The 19783-nt window shown below is 55.7% G+C and carries 17 protein-coding genes; 16 read left to right on the top strand and 1 reads right to left on the bottom strand.

The features are described 5' to 3' along the window. The first annotated feature begins 43 nt into the window (after nt 1-43). Complete coding sequence (recJ, locus tag Q8Q08_12330; protein MDP2654798.1) at nt 44-1744, top strand: single-stranded-DNA-specific exonuclease RecJ; 1701 nt, start codon at nt 44-46, stop codon at nt 1742-1744. A gap of 70 nt (nt 1745-1814) precedes the next feature. Here recJ and Q8Q08_12325 read toward each other — a convergent pair whose 3' ends face one another. Further along, complete coding sequence (locus tag Q8Q08_12325; protein ID MDP2654797.1) at nt 1815-2045, bottom strand: L28 family ribosomal protein; 231 nt, start codon at nt 2043-2045, stop codon at nt 1815-1817. 187 nt (nt 2046-2232) lie between these two features. On the opposite strand from Q8Q08_12325, the gene Q8Q08_12320 reads away from it, so the two are divergent. The 15 genes from Q8Q08_12320 (at nt 2233) to Q8Q08_12250 (ending at nt 19774) form a co-directional block, all read left to right on the top strand. Further along, complete coding sequence (locus tag Q8Q08_12320) at nt 2233-3975, top strand: M3 family oligoendopeptidase (protein MDP2654796.1); 1743 nt, start codon at nt 2233-2235, stop codon at nt 3973-3975. A gap of 110 nt (nt 3976-4085) precedes the next feature. Next, nucleotides 4086-4697, top strand: a complete 612-nt coding sequence (locus tag Q8Q08_12315) for a DUF3251 domain-containing protein (protein MDP2654795.1) — start codon at nt 4086-4088, stop codon at nt 4695-4697. A 43-nt stretch (nt 4698-4740) separates the two neighbouring features. Next, entirely contained in the window at nt 4741-5064 is a 324-nt protein-coding gene (locus tag Q8Q08_12310) for a hypothetical protein (protein MDP2654794.1), read from the top strand. 168 nt (nt 5065-5232) lie between these two features. Then, complete coding sequence (locus Q8Q08_12305; protein MDP2654793.1) at nt 5233-6288, top strand: class I fructose-bisphosphate aldolase; 1056 nt, start codon at nt 5233-5235, stop codon at nt 6286-6288. A 109-nt stretch (nt 6289-6397) separates the two neighbouring features. Continuing rightward, entirely contained in the window at nt 6398-6697 is a 300-nt protein-coding gene (locus tag Q8Q08_12300; protein MDP2654792.1) for a hypothetical protein, read from the top strand. Nucleotides 6698-6801: 104 nt separating this feature from the next. After that, complete coding sequence (gene gpmI, locus Q8Q08_12295) at nt 6802-8433, top strand: 2,3-bisphosphoglycerate-independent phosphoglycerate mutase (GenBank protein MDP2654791.1); 1632 nt, start codon at nt 6802-6804, stop codon at nt 8431-8433. Between the two features lie 114 nt (nt 8434-8547). After that, nucleotides 8548-12816, top strand: a complete 4269-nt coding sequence (locus Q8Q08_12290; protein MDP2654790.1) for a hypothetical protein — start codon at nt 8548-8550, stop codon at nt 12814-12816. Between the two features lie 131 nt (nt 12817-12947). Beyond that, on the top strand, nt 12948-13919 hold the full coding sequence (locus Q8Q08_12285) for a GGDEF domain-containing protein (protein MDP2654789.1): 972 nt from the start codon (nt 12948-12950) through the stop codon (nt 13917-13919). 231 nt (nt 13920-14150) lie between these two features. Then, the gene (locus tag Q8Q08_12280) at nt 14151-14351 is read left to right on the top strand and encodes a cold-shock protein (GenBank protein ID MDP2654788.1); all 201 of its coding nucleotides are present in this window, start codon (nt 14151-14153) and stop codon (nt 14349-14351) included. 245 nt (nt 14352-14596) lie between these two features. Beyond that, on the top strand, nt 14597-15445 hold the full coding sequence (locus Q8Q08_12275; protein ID MDP2654787.1) for a 50S ribosomal protein L11 methyltransferase: 849 nt from the start codon (nt 14597-14599) through the stop codon (nt 15443-15445). 3 nt (nt 15446-15448) lie between these two features. Next, complete coding sequence (locus Q8Q08_12270) at nt 15449-15874, top strand: peptide chain release factor-like protein (protein MDP2654786.1); 426 nt, start codon at nt 15449-15451, stop codon at nt 15872-15874. An 11-nt stretch (nt 15875-15885) separates the two neighbouring features. Beyond that, complete coding sequence (gene moaC, locus Q8Q08_12265) at nt 15886-16350, top strand: cyclic pyranopterin monophosphate synthase MoaC (protein ID MDP2654785.1); 465 nt, start codon at nt 15886-15888, stop codon at nt 16348-16350. Between the two features lies 1 nt (nt 16351). Beyond that, a complete protein-coding gene (locus Q8Q08_12260) occupies nt 16352-17080 on the top strand; it encodes a glycosyltransferase family 2 protein (GenBank protein ID MDP2654784.1) in 729 nt (242 codons plus the stop codon). A gap of 34 nt (nt 17081-17114) precedes the next feature. Beyond that, nucleotides 17115-18740, top strand: a complete 1626-nt coding sequence (locus Q8Q08_12255; protein MDP2654783.1) for a glycosyltransferase family 39 protein — start codon at nt 17115-17117, stop codon at nt 18738-18740. Further along, complete coding sequence (locus tag Q8Q08_12250) at nt 18737-19774, top strand: GNAT family N-acetyltransferase (GenBank protein ID MDP2654782.1); 1038 nt, start codon at nt 18737-18739, stop codon at nt 19772-19774. Before Q8Q08_12255 ends, Q8Q08_12250 begins: the two co-directional genes overlap by 4 nt. The last annotated feature ends 9 nt before the right edge of the window (nt 19775-19783 follow it).

Here is a 19783-nt window from a genome sequence, read left to right as displayed (position 1 = left end):
CGCGGTCTCTGCCCGGATCCCAAACGGTATTGCAAACGGACCGATGTCCCTTTCCTTTTCCCAAAAAATTTGGAACATCCGAAATCCTGACCCGCAATTGCAGGTCGCGTTGAGCAACGCTCTGGGAGTTCACCCCATCGTGGCCCAATTGTGCGTGAATCGGGGGTTGGGGTCCGAGGCCGCGGCGCGGGATTTCCTTGATGCCGGGCTTGGGAAACTCCATGATCCGTTTTTGCTCAAGGACATGGACAAGGCCGTTGAGCGGATCCGTGAGGCCCGGCAGAACGGCGAGCGCGTCCTGATTTTCGGCGATTATGACGTGGATGGCGTGACATCTTCGGCCCTGCTCTACAAAACTCTCAAGAAATTTGATGTTGAGGTGATGAATTACATCCCGCACCGGATCCAGGAAGGTTACGGGTTGAACGAAAGTGTCGGAGAGCTGGCTCTGGAGAATAGTGTCCGTTTGATCATCACCGTGGACTGCGGTATCACCGCCTGCCGGGAAGTGGAAGCCCTTAACCGGATGGGGTTGGACGTGATCATCATCGATCATCATGAGCCGCATCCGGGAGCATTGCCGCCGGCGAAGGCCGTGATTGATCCCAAACGGGCCGATTGTCCGTATCCGTTCAAGCATCTGTCGGCCGTGGGGCTTGCGGCCAAATTCAGCCAGGCGCTGTTGGGGGTTTTGGACCAGGAGGCGCTTGACCTTGTGACCCTGGGGACGATCGCGGATGTCGTTCCCCTGGTCGGGGAAAACAGGATTTTTGTGAAAGCGGGCTTGCCCCGGCTGGGACGGACAACCAACAAAGGGTTGGCCGCTCTTATTGATGTGGCCAAGTTGAAGGGAAAGGAATTTAAACCGTATTTTGTGGGCTTCATCCTCGGACCCCGGATCAATGCCACGGGACGGATGGGCTCGGCGCGGAAATCCCTGGATTTATTGTTGACCGAGCATGCAGGGGAGGCCTACGCGTTGGCCCAGGTCCTGGAACAACACAACGCGGATCGCCAACGCCTTCAGAAAGATGTGGCCCAGCAGGCGGTTGACCTGGTCCAGCGCGACGTCAATTTCAACGAGGATCGCGTGATCGTCTTGAGCCAGGAGGGCTGGCACCGGGGTGTCCTGGGGATCGTCGCGTCGCGGCTGACAGAGATGTATTATCGTCCGAGCATTGTCATCTCGGTCGAAAACGGCATCGGCACGGCTTCGGCCCGGTCCATTGCGGGCTTTCACCTTCATGACGCCTTGCGCCATTGCGAGGGAATTTTGGAAAATTTTGGGGGGCACAAGCTGGCCGCGGGGCTGACCATCCGGTCGGAAAATATCGGGGAATTCCGGCGGCGTATCAATGACCTCGCGCGCGAGACCATGTCCGGCGAGGCGCTGGTCCCGGCTTTGCAGATTGACAGCGAGATTGCGCTGTCGAACCTGGACTTGGCCCTGGTGGAGACGGTCAACGCCCTTGAACCTTATGGCGAGGGCAACCCGGAGCCGGTTTTTTGCTCCCGGCAGTTGACTGTCAAGGCGACGCCGACGGTCATGGCGAAAGACACATTGAAAACTTGGTTGACGGACGGGCGGATGACGTTTTCGGCGGTCGGTTTTGGGATGGGGAAGTTCCGCCCGTTGTTGTCAGCCGGGCAGAAGGTGGATGTCGCCTATCAGCTCGGCATAGACGATTGGAACAAGTCCCCGATGGTGCTTTTGCGGCTCAAAGACATACGGCAGAGCCAGTGATCTTCGGAGCTTGCCAGGGTTTTTTGAATTGACGGTTGAGAAGCGGGGAGGGCAGGAACGACGGCGGGCGTTAGGCGGCCTTGGTGATTTTTCCGGCCTTGATGCACTTCACGCACACGCTTTCGCGTTTGACGGTCCCGTTGAGGACGATCTTGACCCTCTGGAGATTGGGGAGGAAAGCCCGAAACGTTTTTCCGACGATTTTGGCGCCCGCGCCGCCGGTCCTCTTGATGGCGCCGCGCCTTCTGTATTTGATCCCCGGCTGCCGGGTTTTTCCGCAGATCACGCAAGATTTTGCCATGGAAATGTCCTTCTGATATTTCTGGAATTTTTGTTGATTAACTTGAAGCTTGAGTATATCGTAAAATCTTGATTTGTCAATTCAAATTTTACGTCCCTCGTGTTATTTTCAGGGGAAAGGGCCCCCGCGGCACGTGATGTTCCTGGCGCGCGGCGACGGGCCGTTTTGAGGAAATGAAAGGAGTCTTATGCCGACAACGGCCGCTGAAAGTTTGGATTTCGACCGTTTGCCCAAATACCGCTCACGCCGGTTTGTCCCTGCCGAAGCGCGTTTAACGGATAAAGAGGAAGTCGTGCGCCTTTACGAGGCCCTCCTGGGGCGAGATATCCGTTCCGCTTCCGAATTGGAGATCTGGCTTCAGGACCGTTTTGAAATGGACGCCGCGGTCAGCCAGGCCGGGGAAGTGCTTTATATCCGGATGACCTGTCAGACGGACGATGCCAAGCGGAGCGGGGATTATAAGGATTTTGTGGAAAACATCCTTCCCTCTGTCAAACAGCTGGAGCACCGGCTGAATGAGAAATATTGGGCCTTGAAAAAGGATTGGCCCCTGGATGCCGCAAAATACCGTGTTTATGACCGTTCCGTGGAAACGGATCTGGCGCTTTTCCGGGAGGAGAACATCCCTCTGTTGACCAAGGTCCAACTCCTGTCGCAGGATTATCAGACGGTTTGCGGAGCGATGACGGTCCCCTGGGACGGCAAGGACCTCACCATGCCGCAAGTGGGGAGATTTCTAATGGATCCCGACCGGCCCACGAGGGAGCGGGCGTGGAAGGGGATGGCGCATCGCCGTCTGGACGACCGGGACAAGCTGGACAAACTTTTTGACGAGATGCTGGCCCTGCGCCACACGGTCGCGTTGAATGCCGGGTTTAAAAATTTCATTGAGTATCAATTCAAATCGTATCACAGGTTCGATTACAGCAGCCGCGAATGCCGTCAGTACCACGAGGCTGTAGCTGCGTTGGTCGTGCCGTTGTGCGCCAAGATCATGGAGCGCCGTCGCCGTCTGATGCGGCTGCCGCATTTGCGACCGTGGGACGTGCATGTCGATCCGCTGGGCCGCCCGGCGCTCAAACCCTTCATCGAGGTCCGGGATTTGATCACCGGGCTCAAGAAAATTTTTAACCGGCTGGATCCCCAGTTGGGCGGACAGTTCGACGCCATGGCGAAGATGGGGCTGTTGGATCTGGACAGCCGCAAAGGCAAGGCCCCGGGCGGTTATCAGAACACCATGGCCGAGGCGAGGCTCCCGTTCATTTTCATGAATGCCGTCGGAGTGGACCAGGACGTCCGCACGCTTCTGCACGAAGGGGGGCATGCCTTTCACGCCTTTGCCTGCGCTCCGCAGGACATCCGCGACTACCGGCACGCGCCGATGGAATTCTGCGAGGTCGCATCCATGTCCATGGAGTTGATCGGCGGAGAATATTTGGACGTTTTTTACGGCCCGGAGGAATGGGAGAGGTCCAAAATCGACCACCTGGAAGACGTGATCCAGGTCCTGGCGTGGGTGGCCAACATCGACGCGTTCCAGCACTGGATTTATGAAGTTCCTCAGCACGCGGTCCAGGAACGTTCCCAGGCCTGGCTGGGTTTTTACAACCGTTTCGGCGGCCAGCTCATGGAGTGGAAGGGGCTTGAGATGTATCAGGAATCGCTTTGGCACCGCCAGCTGCATATTTTCGAAGTGCCGTTTTATTATATCGAGTACGGGATCGCCCAGCTGGGAGCCCTGCAATTGTGGCTTAACGCCAAAAAGGACCTGGGAGGGACAGTGGCCAAGTATAAGGAGGCCCTGGCCCTCGGAGGTTCGCGGCCGTTGCCGGAACTTTTTGAAGCCGCGGGTTTGAAATTCGATTTTTCGGCCCGGACGATCGCCCCGCTGATCGCCGCCGTTCAGGAAGAACTGGGGCTGACAGAGTAGGGGCGCGGCCTGCCGGGGCCGTTTTCTTCGATCTCCGCGGGTCTTGAGGTTATCCGGATTTGGCACTACAATAAACAGTATCCTGTTCCATCCCACTAAGGAGGCAGGTTATGGCCCGTTATCCCGTCCTCGCCGCTGTCGTTGTCATCGCCGCCCTTTTCGTCCCCACTTTATCCGCCGAGGATTCCTCCCAGGACCCATCCCTGTTGGAAGCTCGGGTTTCAGCACTTGAGGATTATACTCAAAAGCTCGGGGACAGCCTCAAGCAATATTCCGAGGGACTGATCAGCAGCGTCGAGACCAAGATCAAGGCCGAAAACGGGCGCGTCATCGCTCTGAATCCGGTGTCACGGAAATTCAGTAAAATTGAAACCAATGCCGGAATGCTTTTGATCGCCGTCCAGAAAATGCAGCGGTTGGAGAACGGTTACCGGATGCTGCTCAACATCGGAAATCCTCACGCCGCCGCTTTTGGGACGATCACGTTGAAATTGAGATGGGGCAGGACGTGGGACGCGGGCCAGGGGGCTGTGAGCTATGACGATTGGAGAAATTCGTTGACCGCGGGTGAATATGTTTATAAGGGACGGCTTGTTCCGGGAGAATGGACCGAGGTGACGGTGGAGCTTGTTCCGGCCGGTGCCAATCAGCTGGAATATATTGAGTGTGCGATGGATGTCGGGTCTGTCGAGCTTCAGGTCAAACAGCCGTCAAATCCTTAGCCTGGCGGGTTTGTTGGCCATAGGACCTGGATTGGGGAGAAGAATGCGACGAAGAATTCTTGTGCTGGCCGGTTTGGTGTGGTTTTTGGCGGCAGCCGCCGGCAGGGCGGAAGACCCCGGCTGGAATTTTGATCCGGATACGAAATACAATATTTATGTCTCGGGCGCCTCGGAATGCCTGGCCGTGGTCAATAATGTTCAAATTCAATGGGTTAAGGAAATTTCAGGGACAGCCTTCCTGGGGGTGAGAATCGACACTTTTGACGTGGGCCGCACAGGCGGCCTGATTGCCTTGGAGTATGTCCGCGCGATTCTCCCTTCCTCCCAAATCGGATTGCTTTCGAGCCAGCAGAAGATCCGTTATTGACCCATGCCCGGGGTCTGCCGTCGGGACCTGCATTGCCGTAAACTTTGTGCTGGACAATATGAGTTAAAAGAATATAATAATTTAAATTTTTAAAAATGAATCGGCGCCGGGGCGACATCTCGGCTTTCCGTAGATTTTTCAACCGTATTTACCAAAAGGAGCAGGAAAATGGCTACAAAGATCGCGGATCTTCTCGGTAAAGACGCCCAGTCTTTGCTTGAGCACAAATGCACGACCATTCCCAAGGAGCAATTGACGCTCCCGGGCCCGGATTTCGTGGACACGATTTTCATCAATTCCGACCGGCCCAACAATGTCTTGAAAAATTTGCAGTGGATGCACAACAGCGGACGGTTGTCCGGCACGGGCTATCTGTCCATTCTGCCCGTGGATCAGGGCATCGAGCATTCCGCCGGGGCGTCGTTCGCGCCCAACCCGGTCTATTTTGACCCGGAGAACATCGTGAAACTCGCCATCGAAGGCGGATGCAACGCCGTTGCGTCCACCGTTGGTGTCCTGGGCCTGGTGTCCCGCAAGTATGCCCATAAGATCCCTTTTGTCGTGAAGATCAACCACAATGAATTCCTGACCTATCCCAACAAATTCGACCAGCTTTTGTTCACGACGGTTGAAAACTGTTTTGACATGGGCGCGGCCGGCGTGGGGGCGACGATTTATTTCGGTTCCGAGGAAAGTTCCCGGCAGATCGTTGAGATCGCCAAGGCCTTCAAACGGGCCCATGAGCTGGGGATGTTCACGATCCTCTGGTGCTATCTGCGCAATGCCGGTTTCAAGAAAGACGGGGTGGATTTTCACACCGCCGCTGACCTGACCGGCCAGGCCAACCATCTGGGCGTCACGATCCAGGCGGATATCATCAAGCAGAAGCTCCCGACCAATAACGGCGGTTACAACGCGCTCAAATTCGGGAAGACGCATAAATTGGTTTATGAAAAATTGTCCTCCGATCATCCGATCGATCTGACCCGCTACCAGGTCGCCAACTGTTACATGGGCAAGATCGGTTTGATCAACTCCGGCGGAGCTTCGGAAGGGGCTGGCGACCTTCAGGAAGCCGTCAAGACAGCGGTCATCAACAAGCGCGCCGGCGGCACGGGTTTGATTTCCGGCCGCAAGGCGTTCCAGCGCCCCATGCACGAGGGCGTGCAGTTGTTGAACGCGATCCAGGATGTTTATCTCTCCAAAGAGGTCACGGTCGCTTAACGGCAGCCGGCGACGATGTCTTTTTGTTTGACAACGGGACTTCTTCAAGGTTAGAATGACAACGGTGCCCGGTCGCACGGCCGGGCGCTCTCTAAATTCAGGAGGACATATGCCGGACATGGATACGGAAAAATTGCTCGGTGACCGACGGGTCGTGGAAGAAATCCAGCGCCATCTTTGGATCCAAAGCGAGAAGGTCGGGTTTGACGTCGGTTTTGAAAATGCGAAGCTGGACTGGTTGAAAAATTTTTCCAAGGCCTGGATGGAATATCACATGCCCGAAGAGCTCCTCAAGGCCAAAAAGGCCGCCGCCGTGAAGGCGCTTGCCCCTGAAAGCGAGCAGGAAAAGGCCAAGAAGGACAAGGCCGCTCCTGTGAAACGCCGCCGGGCCAAGTCGTACTTCGCCTGACCCCGAAGACGCCCTTCCTTTAACGCTGCACCTGCAACAGTCCGCATCAATGCCGGCAGGGGTACCTTGACCGTAAAAAATACAAGATTCCCGTTGGAACTGTTATGACCCATCAGCTTAAAAAATTACCAAACTTTAAAGTTCGCCCAGGCCCTGTCCTCCTCATCATCCTGGACGGGGTGGGGCTTGGCAAAAGGGACGACAGCGACGGAGTCTTTTTGGCCAAGACCCCGTGCTTTGATGGGCTTTTTAGGAGTAAACTTTACACCACGCTGCAGGCGCACGGCACGGCTGTCGGCATGCCCAGCGATGAAGACATGGGCAACAGTGAGGTGGGTCACAATGCCCTGGGGGCCGGGCGAGTGTTCGCCCAGGGGGCCAAGCTGGTCGGCCAGGCGATCGCCCAAGGGGCTATCTTCCAGACGCCGACCTGGGAAAAATTGGTGGCTGGAGCCAAGCAAGAGGGGAAAACATTCCATCTGGTCGGCCTCCTATCGGACGGCAATGTCCATTCCCATATCGAGCACCTTATCGCCATTCTCCGCCGGTGCGCCCAGGAAGGCGTTAAGCGCGTCCGGATCCATGCCCTGCTGGACGGCCGCGATGTTTACGAGAAATCCGCTCCGGATTATATTGACCGGACGGAAGACGTTTTAAAGGAAATCAACGGTTCGCCTGGAACAGATTACCGGATCGCGTCCGGCGGCGGGCGGATGGTCACGACCATGGACCGCTACAACGCCGACTGGACCATTGTCAAGCGCGGCTGGGACGCACATATTCTGGGTGTGGGCAGGCCGTTCGCGTCCGCCAAAGACGCTGTCCTGACGTATTATAAGGAAGATCCGAAGGCCACCGACCAGTATTTGGACCCGTTTGTGATCGCGGAGGGCGGCAAGCCGGTCGGTACCATTCAGGATGGTGATTCAGTGGTGTTTTTCAATTTTCGCGGGGACCGGGCGATCGAATTGTCCCGGGCCTTTGACGAAACGGAATTTGATAAATTTGACCGCGTGCGGCATCCGAAGGTCCTGTTTGCCGGGATGATGGAATACGACGGCGATCTGCATGTGCCGAAAAATTACCTGGTCAATCCCCCGGAAATCGAGGGGGCGGTCAGCGTTTATATGTGCGCGAACGGCGTTCGCACCTTTGCGATCTCCGAAACGCAGAAGTACGGCCATGTGACTTATTTTTGGAACGGCAACAAGTCCGGGTATGTCAACAAAGAGATGGAGACTTACATTGAGGTCCCATCGGACAAGATCCGTTTTGACCTCGCGCCCAAGATGAAGGCTTATGAGATCACGGACAAGACCGTCGAGCTTTTAAAAAGCGGCCGTTATCAGTTCGGCCGTCTGAATTTTCCCAACGGGGACATGGTCGGCCATACGGGCGTTCCGGAGGCGATCATCGCATCGGTGGAGGCGGTGGATGATTGCACGGCGAAGATCCTTCAGGTGATTCAGGCCCTCAAGGGGATCGCGGTCATCCTGGCGGACCACGGCAATGCCGACGAGATGTTCACCGTGAAGAAGGGCAAGAAACAGGTCAGCACTGCGCACTCCCTGAACCCGGTACCCTTTGTGATCGTGGACCCCTGCTATGCGGGGGAATACAAAATTGCCAGCCTTCCCAAGCGCGGTTTGTCCAACGTGGCCGCCACACTTCTGAATCTGCTCGGTTATGAACAGCCGGCCGAGTACGACCCCTCATTGATCGAATTTCTCCCGTAAGAGAATTTGTTTGCCGCCGGAAGGCAGACATGATATATTTATTATGGTTTTCGTTTTCCTCCATGATTTCTGCATCAAAATAGTAATCATTTCGTTATTGAGGCGGGTCGTGACATGGTTATGACGCTGTGCCGATTATGGAAAAGGCCGCGCAGCAATGTGGCCTTTCGGACTTTTGTCCTTTTTCTGTCTCTTTTTTTTTCATCCCTCCCGGGTTTTCTCCAGGCCCAATCTGCCGTCGAAGGACTGCCGGACGCCGGTTCTCCCATTGACCTCAGCGTCAAATACACGCCGACGCTTTTGCACGGCCTCACGATTGACCCGCAGAATCCGCTTGAATTCGATTTCGTCGTCTATGAGGGCGACGCTCAAGTGAGCGACACCGCCTTCAATGATGAAACCCAGAAAATCGTCCAGTACTTTCTCGCCGCCCTGACGATCCCGGATGATGATGTCTGGGTCAATCTGTCTCCGTATGAACATGACAAAATGATCCCCGAGCCACTGGGCCTGACTCAGTTGGGAAAGGACATGCTGTCCCAGGATTATCTGCTCAAACAGCTGACGGCCACGCTGACGCACCCCGAGCAGGAGCTGGGAAAGAAGTTTTGGGACAGGGTCTATGCCAAGGCCAGGGAGCTTTACGGGACGACCGATATTCCGATCAACACGTTCAATAAAGTTTGGGTCATCCCGGACAAGGCCGTGGTTTACGAGCAGGGGAATTCGGTCCTGGTTGTGGAATCGCACCTGAAAGTCATGCTGGATGACGATTACCTGGCGATCAAGCAGAATCTGGATAACGCGCAGTTGGGCATGGACCAGATGGATAAAAAACAGGCCGAGGACATCAGCAATGTGTCGTCCGCCATCGTGCGCGATGTGATCATCCCGGAGATTGAAAAAGAGGTCAACGAAGGAAAGAATTTCTCTCTTCTGCGCCAGATATACAATTCGATTATCCTTGCCACCTGGTACAAGCAGAGCTTGAAGGAGAGTTTGTTGAGCAAGATTTATGTGGACCAGAACAAGGTCGCCGGCGTGGATGTTGACGACAAGGAGATCAAGCAGAAGATTTTTGAGCAGTACATGGTGGCGTTCCGGAAAGGCGTTTACAACCTGATTAAAGAAGAAGTTGATGCCTCCACCCAGGCCGTTCTCGAACGGAATTATTTTTCCGGTGGTTTGAAGCTGAGCGTTAACCCCAGGCTTATGGAGCGGAAAACGAGCCCCCGGAACCTGAGCCCGGCCGGTCGGCGGTTTATGACCGCACAACTCCCCCAGGCGGTCCAGTTGGGGAAGGAAAAGAGGGTCCGGATCAAACTCATGGAGCGCGGGGAGGCCAGGCCGCAGGAGAGCGTCGATCAGTTTGACGCCCTGCGCGGGATGGCGGTCGCCGCTTCTTTGGGGACGCTGGAGAATGATTTGCGCGCGGTGGATTTGCCGGCCGATACCCGGATGAAAATCATGCAGGAAGGTGGGGCGATCAAGGCGGCGATGGCCCGTAATCCAGGACTTGCCAATAATCCGTTTGAAGTGGCGGCGTTGATGCCGGAAACGCGCAAGGCCTTGGCTGCCCAGCCGCAACTGTCCAGTCGTTTGTCGGCGCAGGTTCGGCCGACGGTCGAGAGCGTGAACCAGATGGATGCGATGCGTGGTTTTGGTTTGGCCGCGAGCGCGGGGACTCTTGATCGTGCGTTGGAAGGTTTAAATATTCCGGAGACACCGGAAATCCGCCAGGAAGCGGGTGCGCTGCAAGCGGCCATCCAGAACAATCCCAAAATTGCTGAACAACCGTTCGAGATCGCAAGGATCGCGCCGCAGACGGCGAGGGCGGTGGCGAGCCAGCCACAACTGACAGTTAGGTTAACCGAACAGATTCGTCCCTCGGAGGGACAATCGGGTCAGTTGGACGCGATGCGGGGATTTGCTTTGGCGGCGGTTTCGGGAAGCGTGGGTCGCACCCTGGAGGGGTTGAATGTTCCCGATGCGGATGCGATTCGCCAGGAGGCGTCCGCGGTTCAGACGGCGATCCGGCAGAACCCGAAGCTTGCCGAACAACCGTTTGAGATCGCGCGGATCGCACCCCAGGCGGCGAGGGTTTTGGCCAATCAGCCGCAATTGACAGCCCGGTTGACCGAGCAGATCCGTCCTACTGTAGAAAGCGTCGGCCAATTGGACGCGATGCGCGGCTTTGGATTAGCGGCGAGCACGGGAAGCGTGGAGCGCGCTTTGGAAGGATTGAATCTTCAGGAGACGGCTGTGATCCGGCGGGAGGCCGTGGCGGTTCAGACGGCGATTCGGGAAAATCCGAAACTCGCGGAACAGCCTTTTGAGATCGCGCGGATTGCTCCCCAGACGGCCAAGGCGGTTGCCAGCCAGCCGCAGTTGAGCGGTCGGTTAATTTCCCAGGTCCGGCCTGTGGCTGAAATTGTGAATCAGCTGGATGCGATGCGAGGTTTTGGGGAGGCGGCGCGCACGGGGAGCGTGGATCGCGCGCTGGAAGGGTTGAATTTGCCTGACTCAGCGGCCATCCGTCAGGAAGCCGCGGCCGTGCAGATAGCGATCCGGGAGAATCCGAAATTGGCGGAACAGCCGTTCGAGCTCGCCAGGATTGCTCCCCAGACAGCCAGGGCGGTTGCAAGCCGGCCGCAATTGAGCCAGAGGTTTTCCGAGCAATCACAGCCGGCAGTAACGGGTGAAGAGTCGGCCAGGTTTGAAGCTGTTCGCGGCTTTGCCCAGGTTTCCAGTGCCGGTGTGTTCAGCCGGATGATCAAGGATTTGGATTTGCCTGCCCAGCAGGTGGAAACCATGCGGCAGGAAAGTGTATCGCTTCAGGAGGCGGTCCGCGATAACCCTGCAATCGCCAGTCAGCCGTTTGAAATTGCGAGGATTGCTCCTCAAACCGTTCAGGCTATTTCCCAGAGCCCCGTGTTGGCCAACCAGCTGCGGCAGCAGGTCCAACTTTCTGTGGGGCGTGACATGCAAAACAACGCCCTGAAAGGTTTCGCGGTCCTTTCCATCAACTCCGGGAACATTCAGGAATTGAGCAGGGAATTGAATTTGCCAGCGGATGTTTCCGCAAATTTACGGAAGGAAAGTGTCACGTTGCAGCGGGCGATGCAGGGGAATCCGGATTTGGGGAATCAACCCCTTTTGATGGCCCAGATCGCTCCGGAGACGGTCCGGGTCATTGCCGTCCAGCCGCGCTTGGCTGAGCGCCTGGCTCAGCAGGTCCAGCCGAGGGAGGACCAATCCCGCCAGCTTCAGGCCGTCAGCGGGTTGGCGTTTGTGTCTTCCGTAGGGACGTATAATGATATGGTCGATGGCGCCGCCGGGGAATTGAATTTGTCCCGCGCGACGACGGATGCCTTAAAAAGGGAAAGCGCGGCTGTTCAGAGCGCTGTCCGGCAGAACCCCGAGGTCCTCAATCAACCTTTTCAGATTGCACAGTTAGCTCCTGAATCCATGCGGATGATTGCGTCTCAACCCCGCTTCGCCGCGCGTTTGGCCCAGCAGGTGAATCCGGTGGAGGCCCAGGCGACGCAAATGGAAGCTGTGCGAGGGGTGACTCTGGTGTCGTCCCTGGGAAATTTTGACGCGGTGGTCGGACAAAACGCGGGAGATTTAGGGATTTCCGATGAACTGAGGGGAACCATGCGGCAGGAAAGCGCCTCTCTGCAAGCCGCCATCCGGCAAAATCCGGCGATTGCCAATCAGCCGTTGCAAATCGCCCAGATCGCCCCGGAAACTGTTCGTGCGATTTCAGCCCAGCCGAGACTGGCGTCCCATTTAGCCGATCAGGTTCGGCCGTCCCAGCAAAGTACGCAGCAGTTTGACGCGATGCGGGGATTGGCGATGCTGTCTGTTTCCGGCAGCCGGGAGGTGGACAGCCTGGTCCGGGACATGAAATTGTCAGACCAGGACGCGCAGACACTACGGCGCGCGACAGTCGCTTTGCAAAGCGCGATCGCTCAGGATGGACGCATCGTCCGGGAGCCGCTGCGTGTGGCCGAGATCGCTCAAGGTGCCGCGCAGCTCTTGACCCGCCAGCCGTTGCTGTCGGAGCGGCTCGCGAAGAGAGTCAGCGCGGCGCCGCAATTTGCCGACAGATCAGACCGGTCTATCTTAAGAAACCGGGAGCCGGAACAGGTCGGCGGTATCGATTTCAACGTGAGTACGTTTGCCCTGCAGATCAAGCGCGATGGAAAAGGGGTCCCTTTGCCGGTCTCGTTCCAGGATTTGGACCAGATCAATATTGAAGGGCTTTATCCCGTCATCATCGATGTGGCGCCTGCCAGTCAAGATATCTTGCCCACCTTGTCCCGTATCTACGAGCAGGATTCCCCCAGGGGAATCCGTCAGTTGTCTTCGCAGGAGTGATCTCTCCAGGCCGGGCGAATTGGCCCCTGGTCGTCTCCTCCGCCAGATTCCATGAACACACGATTTTTAAAAGACGATAGCCGGATCGCCGAAATTTTGCTATAATTCTGAAATATTCAGCGTTTCTCCCTATGAAAAAATACGAAACCATTTTTGAACACTCTCCCGTCGCGATCCTGGTCCTGGACTATTCTCCTCTGGCCGCCCTCGGCCGTCAGCTGCAGGCCCAGACCGTCACGAATATTCGCCAATACCTGCTCGAGCACATTGATGTTGTCAAACGGACCTACCGTAATATCCGGGTCCTGGAGACGAACAGGGCCGCCCTTCAGCTTTTCGGCGCCGGCAACAAGCGCGAACTTTATACAGGCCTTGTCAAAACTTTCAGTACGATGGCGATCGATATCCTGGTTGAGCAGTTTGTCGCCCTTCTGGAGGGCGATAGGGAATTTGCGGGAGAATTCAAATGTAAATCCGCCAAGGGGAAGTTTCAGGATGTCTTTTTGAAGGTTTCCATCCCCGGGAAGACCGGCGGGTTTCAGAAAGTCATCGCGGCCCTGCAGGACATCACGATCTGGAAACGCCTTGAGCGTGAGCTTCGCAAGCGGGCCCAGTTGGACGGCCTCACGCGCCTGCTGAATCACAACACGATTATGCAGCGCCTGGAAGAGGAGTTGATCCGCTCCAAGCGTTACGGCTTGAGCCTGTCCTGCATGATGATCGATCTGGATCATTTTAAAGTGATTAATGACAAATTCGGCCATCCCAGGGGGGACCAGGTCCTCAAGCATGTGGCCGTCATGATCAAAAACTGCGTCCGCAAGGTGGACATCGTCGGGCGTTATGGCGGGGATGAATTTTTGATTGTCCTGCCGGAAACAAAATCGCGGAATGCCAGGTACGCGGCTATGCGCATCCAGAACATGTTTGCCAACAAGATGTTTCGTTATCAGCGTCTGATCTCTTTCCGGATCGCCCTGAGTATCGGCATCAGCGGCTATCCTTCGCGTAAGGTCAAGGCGTCCAAGGATCTTGTGGCCCTGGCCGACAAGGCGATGTATGACGCCAAGAAATCCGGCCGTAATCGCATTGCTGTCGTTTAGGAAAATTTTTTTGTCGCTTACCATGACATACCCGGACTGTCTACCCGAATAATTGACAAATCTATTGACAACCGGGACTGCCTGGCCTATACTAACCTCGTTATGAGCCGTAAGATTTACGAATTCAGCGTGTGATACTGCCGTCAGAAAAAACTGACGGCTTTTTTATGTCATTTTTAACTCGTGCGCGTTCTGGAAACAAATCAATCCAGAGGACAGGAGGGATCAGGTATGGTCAGAGGCAAAGTCAAGTGGTTCAATAATCAGAAGGGGTACGGTTTTATTGTGCCGGAAGGAGGGAAAGATATTTTTGTGCATTATTCCATGGTCCAGGGTGACGGATATAAAACCCTGACCGCCGGACAGGAAGTCGAGTTTGAGATCCACCAGAGCGAGAAGGGCGAGCAGGCCCGTGACGTTATGAAAGTTTAGATATCCGCATTTTTTCCTTCGATTCAAGGATTTGGAGCGTCCGCAACACGTTTCAATGCCCCCTCGGGAGTCCTTCTGTGCGACAGCTTTTTGTGTAGAAACTTGTCGGAGTGATTCTCTTCGTGCGGAAAACCGGAAAGAAGGTTGACGAATGGATTCGTTGGAGATACTCTATTACTGAATCACCGGAGTGGTTTCTTGTTTGTTTCTAAGGTTTAGATACCCAAATTCTTTTTATCAATCCTATGGCAAGCCGGCAGGTTTTTGAACTGAATGTTTTCCCGCGAACGAAGCACCCCATCAAGATTGAATTGCTAAGGGCGGCCCTGGCGCCCCGTGGTTTTGTCGAAACGACCGCCAGCGGCAGCACCCGGTTTTCTTTTTATTATCAAAGCCGCGGAGCGGCGCAGGCGGCGTTGCGGGAAATCCGGGCCTCCGGAATGAAATGTCTTTCGGGCCGCGTCAAGCACCTGGCCGCGAGCGATTGGCGCGACAAATGGAAGAAGGCTTTTGTCCCTTTTAAGCTGACCGACCGGTTAGACGTTGTTCCGGCCTGGCGTCAGGCTTCGTATCGCGGCCGGCGGATACCGGTTGTGATCGACACGGTCCTGGCGTTCGGGACCGGGCTGCACGAAACCACGCGCTTTATGGCGCGTCTCATGGAGAGCCGCAGAGGGACTTTTGACAGTTTTCTGGATATCGGGACAGGGACCGGGTTATTGGCAATTGTGGCCAGTCATTGCGGGGCGAGGACGGTCTGGGGCGTTGACATTGATCCGTCGAGTCTTCGCGTGGCACGGCAAAACCTTGCGGCCAACGGCCTGCGGTTTTCCAGGACGAAGGCCGGCGATTTCCGGAACATTGCCCTTGGGCGGACATTTGATTTTGTCGCCGCGAATCTCGTGACCCAGGACCTCATTGCAATGCGGCGGGAGATCCTTTCCGCCGTGGGGCAGGGGAAATATCTGGCCGTCTCCGGCGTGTCTCTGGGTAATCTGACGGTTTTGAGGAAGGCTTTTTCCGGCCTGCCTCTGCGCTGCCGGGCCGTGATCAAAGGGCGAAAATGGGCGGCCGTTCTGTATCAGCGGAGATAAACAATGATCGTGGACACGCTGGCAGTCTCCAGGGCTCAGGCCCAGGTTTTAAAAGCGCGGATGCAGGGCTTGTCGATCAGGGAAGAAGACTTGGAAGAATCTTTTGTCCGGTCTTCCGCCAAGGGCGGGCAGAACGTCAATAAAGTTGCCAGCTGTGTGTGCCTGGTTCATCGCCCGACGGGTATTCGGGTAAAATGCCAGGAAGAACGCAGCCAGGCCGCGAACCGTTACCGGGCCTTTCGTCTTTTGCTTGACCGGGTTGAGGAGCGTCGCGTCGCGTTGCATCGCCAGGCCGTGCACCAGAGGGAAAAACTGCGCCGTCAAAAGCGCCGTCCGTCCCCGGCGGCCAGGGCGAAGATCCTGGAAGACAAGCGCCGCCGCGCCGAACGTAAGCAGGGCCGAAGAAGATTTTCTATGAGGGACATCTAAAAGGATACGGGATGCAAAGAGCGCAGAAAAAAACCGGCGGCATGGTGGATGTCAGCCCAAAAGATATCACTCGGCGGGAAGCGGTGGCAACGGCAAGAGTTTCGATGACGCCATTGGCTTGGAAGGCCTTTGTCAGCGGAACATCTCCCAAGGGAGATGTTCTGGAAGCCGCCCGCATTGCCGGCATCCTCGCTGCCAAGGCCACCCCCGGATTGATCCCTATGTGTCATCCCCTGGAATTGACGAGCGTTCATGTGTCTTTTGAGATCCAGAAGAAAGGGCGTTGCGTGGACGTGTCGGCCAGGGTCGGCTGTCTCGGCCGGACGGGGGTGGAGATGGAAGCCATGACAGCGGCGGCCATTGCGGCCCTCACGATTTATGACATGATGAAATGGGCCGACAAGGGGATGGTGATATCGGACGTCAGGCTTCTGAAAAAGCACGGCGGGAAAAGCGGGGATTACCACAGGGCGTGACATGGTGGAGGGACCGAGAAAAAAATATCTGGCCGGGATCTGCTCTTTCAACGAGGGCGACAAGATCCGCCGAGTCCTCCGGAAATTCAATGATTATGAGATGTATGATGTCTTGATCGTTGACGACGGGTCTGATGACAACTCCGTCGACGCCCCGGCCCCGGGATTGCCGGTCACCGTGATCCGGAATCCCAAGACGATGGGGGCCGGATACGGCACGCGCCAGATCATGGCTTATGCCAAGGAGCGCGGTTATGAGGCGATCCTTTTCGTTTCCGGCAACGACAAAGATGACCCGGCGGACATGGCCAAGTTAAGAAAAGCCCTGGACGACGGGTATGATTTTATCCAGGGGTCGCGGTATTTGCCGGGGGGCCGTTATGGACAGATGCCGTTTTACCGGATCGTGGCGACCCGCTGGATCCACCCGTTGTTCTTTTCGTTGATCACCGGCAAAAGGATCACGGACAGCACCAACGGTTTTCGCGCCATCCGGGTCTCCTTGTACGATGACCCCAGGATTGACCTGAGCCAGAGCTGGCTGGACGCGTATGAGCTGGAGCCGTATCTGTTTTATAAAGCCATCCGCCTCGGGTACCGGGTCACGGAGGTGCCGGTGAGTAAGATTTATCCGCCGCGAAAGCAGGGGTATACCAAGATGAAGCCGTTTTCCGGGTGGTGGAGCATCCTTCGCCCGCTGGTTTATCTGGCGCTCGGGATTAAGAAATAAAGGGTTTTTTGCGGCCTGAAAGATCAGGTGATCGATGAATTTATTCCATGAGCAGGACCCGCAGCGGCGCGCGGCCGGGATCGGCGTTTTTCTTCTGATCTCTTTTGGCGTGATCCTGCGGTTTTGGAAAGTCTGGCAGGCGGATTTTCTTTTTTATGATGAGGGTTTCTACCTGAATCATAACCGCTTGGTCGGAGAGATCCTCAAACACCATTTTCCAGCCACCTTCGGCGACTTTTTTCATGCGCTTTACGCCTACCTGCGGGTCTGCCTGGCGACGGGAAAAGCGCTCTGGTTTTTGTTGGTGGATTCCCGTATTTTCTTCGGCGCCGTGGAATTCTGGGCTTTTTCCCGTGTCCTGTCCGCCGTGTTCGGCGCGTTGACGCTGGCCATGCTTTACCGTTTCTCCCGTCGTTATTTCGCATCATCTTCCATCGCGTGGCTCAGTGTGGCGATCCTGGCGGTCTTGCCGAGCCATGTTTTTTATTCCCGGATCGGGTTGCAGGAGGCCTGCAGCACATTTTTGGTTCTGGCCGGTTTTTATTTCTATCTCTTCCCGCGGGGATTCTCGGGAAGGACTTTTTTGTCGGCTGTGATCCTGGCCGGCGGTTTTTTTTCAAATTACCGCATGATCATCCTTCCGTTCCTTGTGGCCTTCACCGAAGGGTATTTCAGCCTGGTCGAGAAGCGCTGGCCGGACGTTCGCAAATATGTCTGGCACACGGTGGCATTTTTCGCCGTTGTGATCCTTACGGGCAGTTTTCACGGCGGGGAGAACACGCGGATCATTTCCGCCTGGCTTTTTCACCAGGCCCAGATGGCCGAAGGTAGCACGGATATCTTAAACATCTTGTCCTATCCGTATTATCTCTTCCGGCTTGAGCATGGGCTTTTCGGGCTGTTATTCTTTTCCAGCATTTTCTTTTTTGCTCGCAGGGACTGGGTGGCGGTTTTCCCGTTCGCGCTGGCGTGCGTGCAGATGCTGATTTTTTCGTTCGCAAGCGAGAAGGGGGCCCGGTATGTCTGCGTAATGATGCCGTTCATGGCCGCCGCTTCCGCCTATGCGTTGGAATCTTTTGTCCGGATGGCAGGGGGTCGGCTCCTGCTCAAGGCCGGACTGATCGGCGTTTCTCTGCTGATGTTCGGGTGCCTCGGTTACAAATCCCTGCTGATCGCCGCGAGCGGCTCAGATTATCGCAGTTCAATGCAATGGATCCTGTCCCGCAGTCCTCAGGCCAAAGTCGCGTCCACCCAGCATTGGGTGCAAAACCTTTACGTGCCCAATCCCAGCCACGTGAAAGAGCTCCCTCACCAATTTGAGGGATTATTGCGATTGCGCGAGCAGGGGTTTCAGTATATAGTAGTGTGTCCCCAGTCGTATATTTCCTGGACGGACAAGGACGAGAGATTCAACACGCAGTTGATCGGATACCTGGATTTTCTTTCCTCCCGGGTCAAGCCGGAGGTCGTCCTGAAACATTTTGACGACGTGATGCTGGAGCGTTTCGTTTTCGAGCACAATGCGAATTTGAGGCGGTCAATCGCCTTTCTCCGCGTCGCCCGCCGTTACGGCCTGGGAACCCTGCGTGTGTATTCCCTGCCTGCGGCCGTGGATGGGATGCTCCGGGCCGCGGCACACCACCATCAGGAAGGCCGATGACGTTGATTGTAAAGACATTGCCATTTGACCAGGCCGTCAACCGCCTGGAACTGCCGGATTTCAACAAGAATCTTTTCGCGTCATCCGACTGGCTGGCTGTCCTTCAGAAAACGTACGGGCTGCGGATTTTTTTAAAATATATCGAGCGCGACGGGAAGCCCGACGCCTATATCATTTATTCCGTGGTCAAGAATTTTCTGGAATGGAAGATTTGCGTCTGTTCCTATTGCGATTATTTTGATTGCCGCGTGAATTCCCGGGATGACTGGCGGCTGTTTTTTCAGTCCCTCCGGGACGAGTACCCCCAGTACCGTATCGCCGTCCGTAACCTCCGTGATGACGTCGTCCGGCAAAGCCCGGATTTTAAGTTTTTGAGCAAGGAATGGTTTCACATCGTTGATGTCCGGGATGACCTTGAGTCCGTATGGAAGCGGACCCACGATTCTTTTAAGTCCGCCGTGAAACAATCCCAGAAAATGGGCGTGCTGGTCAAGCCCTGCGGCAAAGGATACTTGAGGGAATTCTATCGCCTGCATCTCCAACTGCGCAAAAACAAATACCGCCTTTTTCCCCAGCCGTACCGTTTTTTTGATAATATCTGGGAACAGTACATGACGAAAGACAACGGTGTCCTCCTCGGCGCGTTTGACCCGCAGGGACAGTTTATCGGGGGCAACGTTTATCTGATCTGCGACAAGACGTTGTATTATAAGTTCAATACTTCGAGCCTGGGGGCGCTCCGCTTTCGTCCCAACAACCATATGTTCTGGGAAGGTCTCCGGCTGGCCAAGGAACGCGGGCTTGATTATGTGGACTTGGGTTCCAGCGGCCTTCACCAGGAGGGCCTGGTGCTTTTTAAAAATCATGCGGGCGCGAATAGCATGGAGATTCACCATCTTGGTTTTGCCCCGCCGGATTACAAGTACAGCCGCAAAATTATTTTGAGCCTGCTGACCAGGTCTTTCACCCAGGGATGGGTTCCCGACTGTTGCACGGAGTGGGGAAGCAGTCTGATTTATCCTTATTTGGCATAGCTGTGAGAA

The sequence above is a fragment of the Candidatus Omnitrophota bacterium genome, assembly GCA_030688425.1.
Taxonomy (GTDB): Bacteria; Omnitrophota; Gorgyraeia; order Zapsychrales; family JANLHA01; genus JAUYIB01.
The sequence above is the reverse complement of the archived record's forward strand: the minus strand, read 5'-3'. Positions and strand labels throughout refer to the sequence as shown.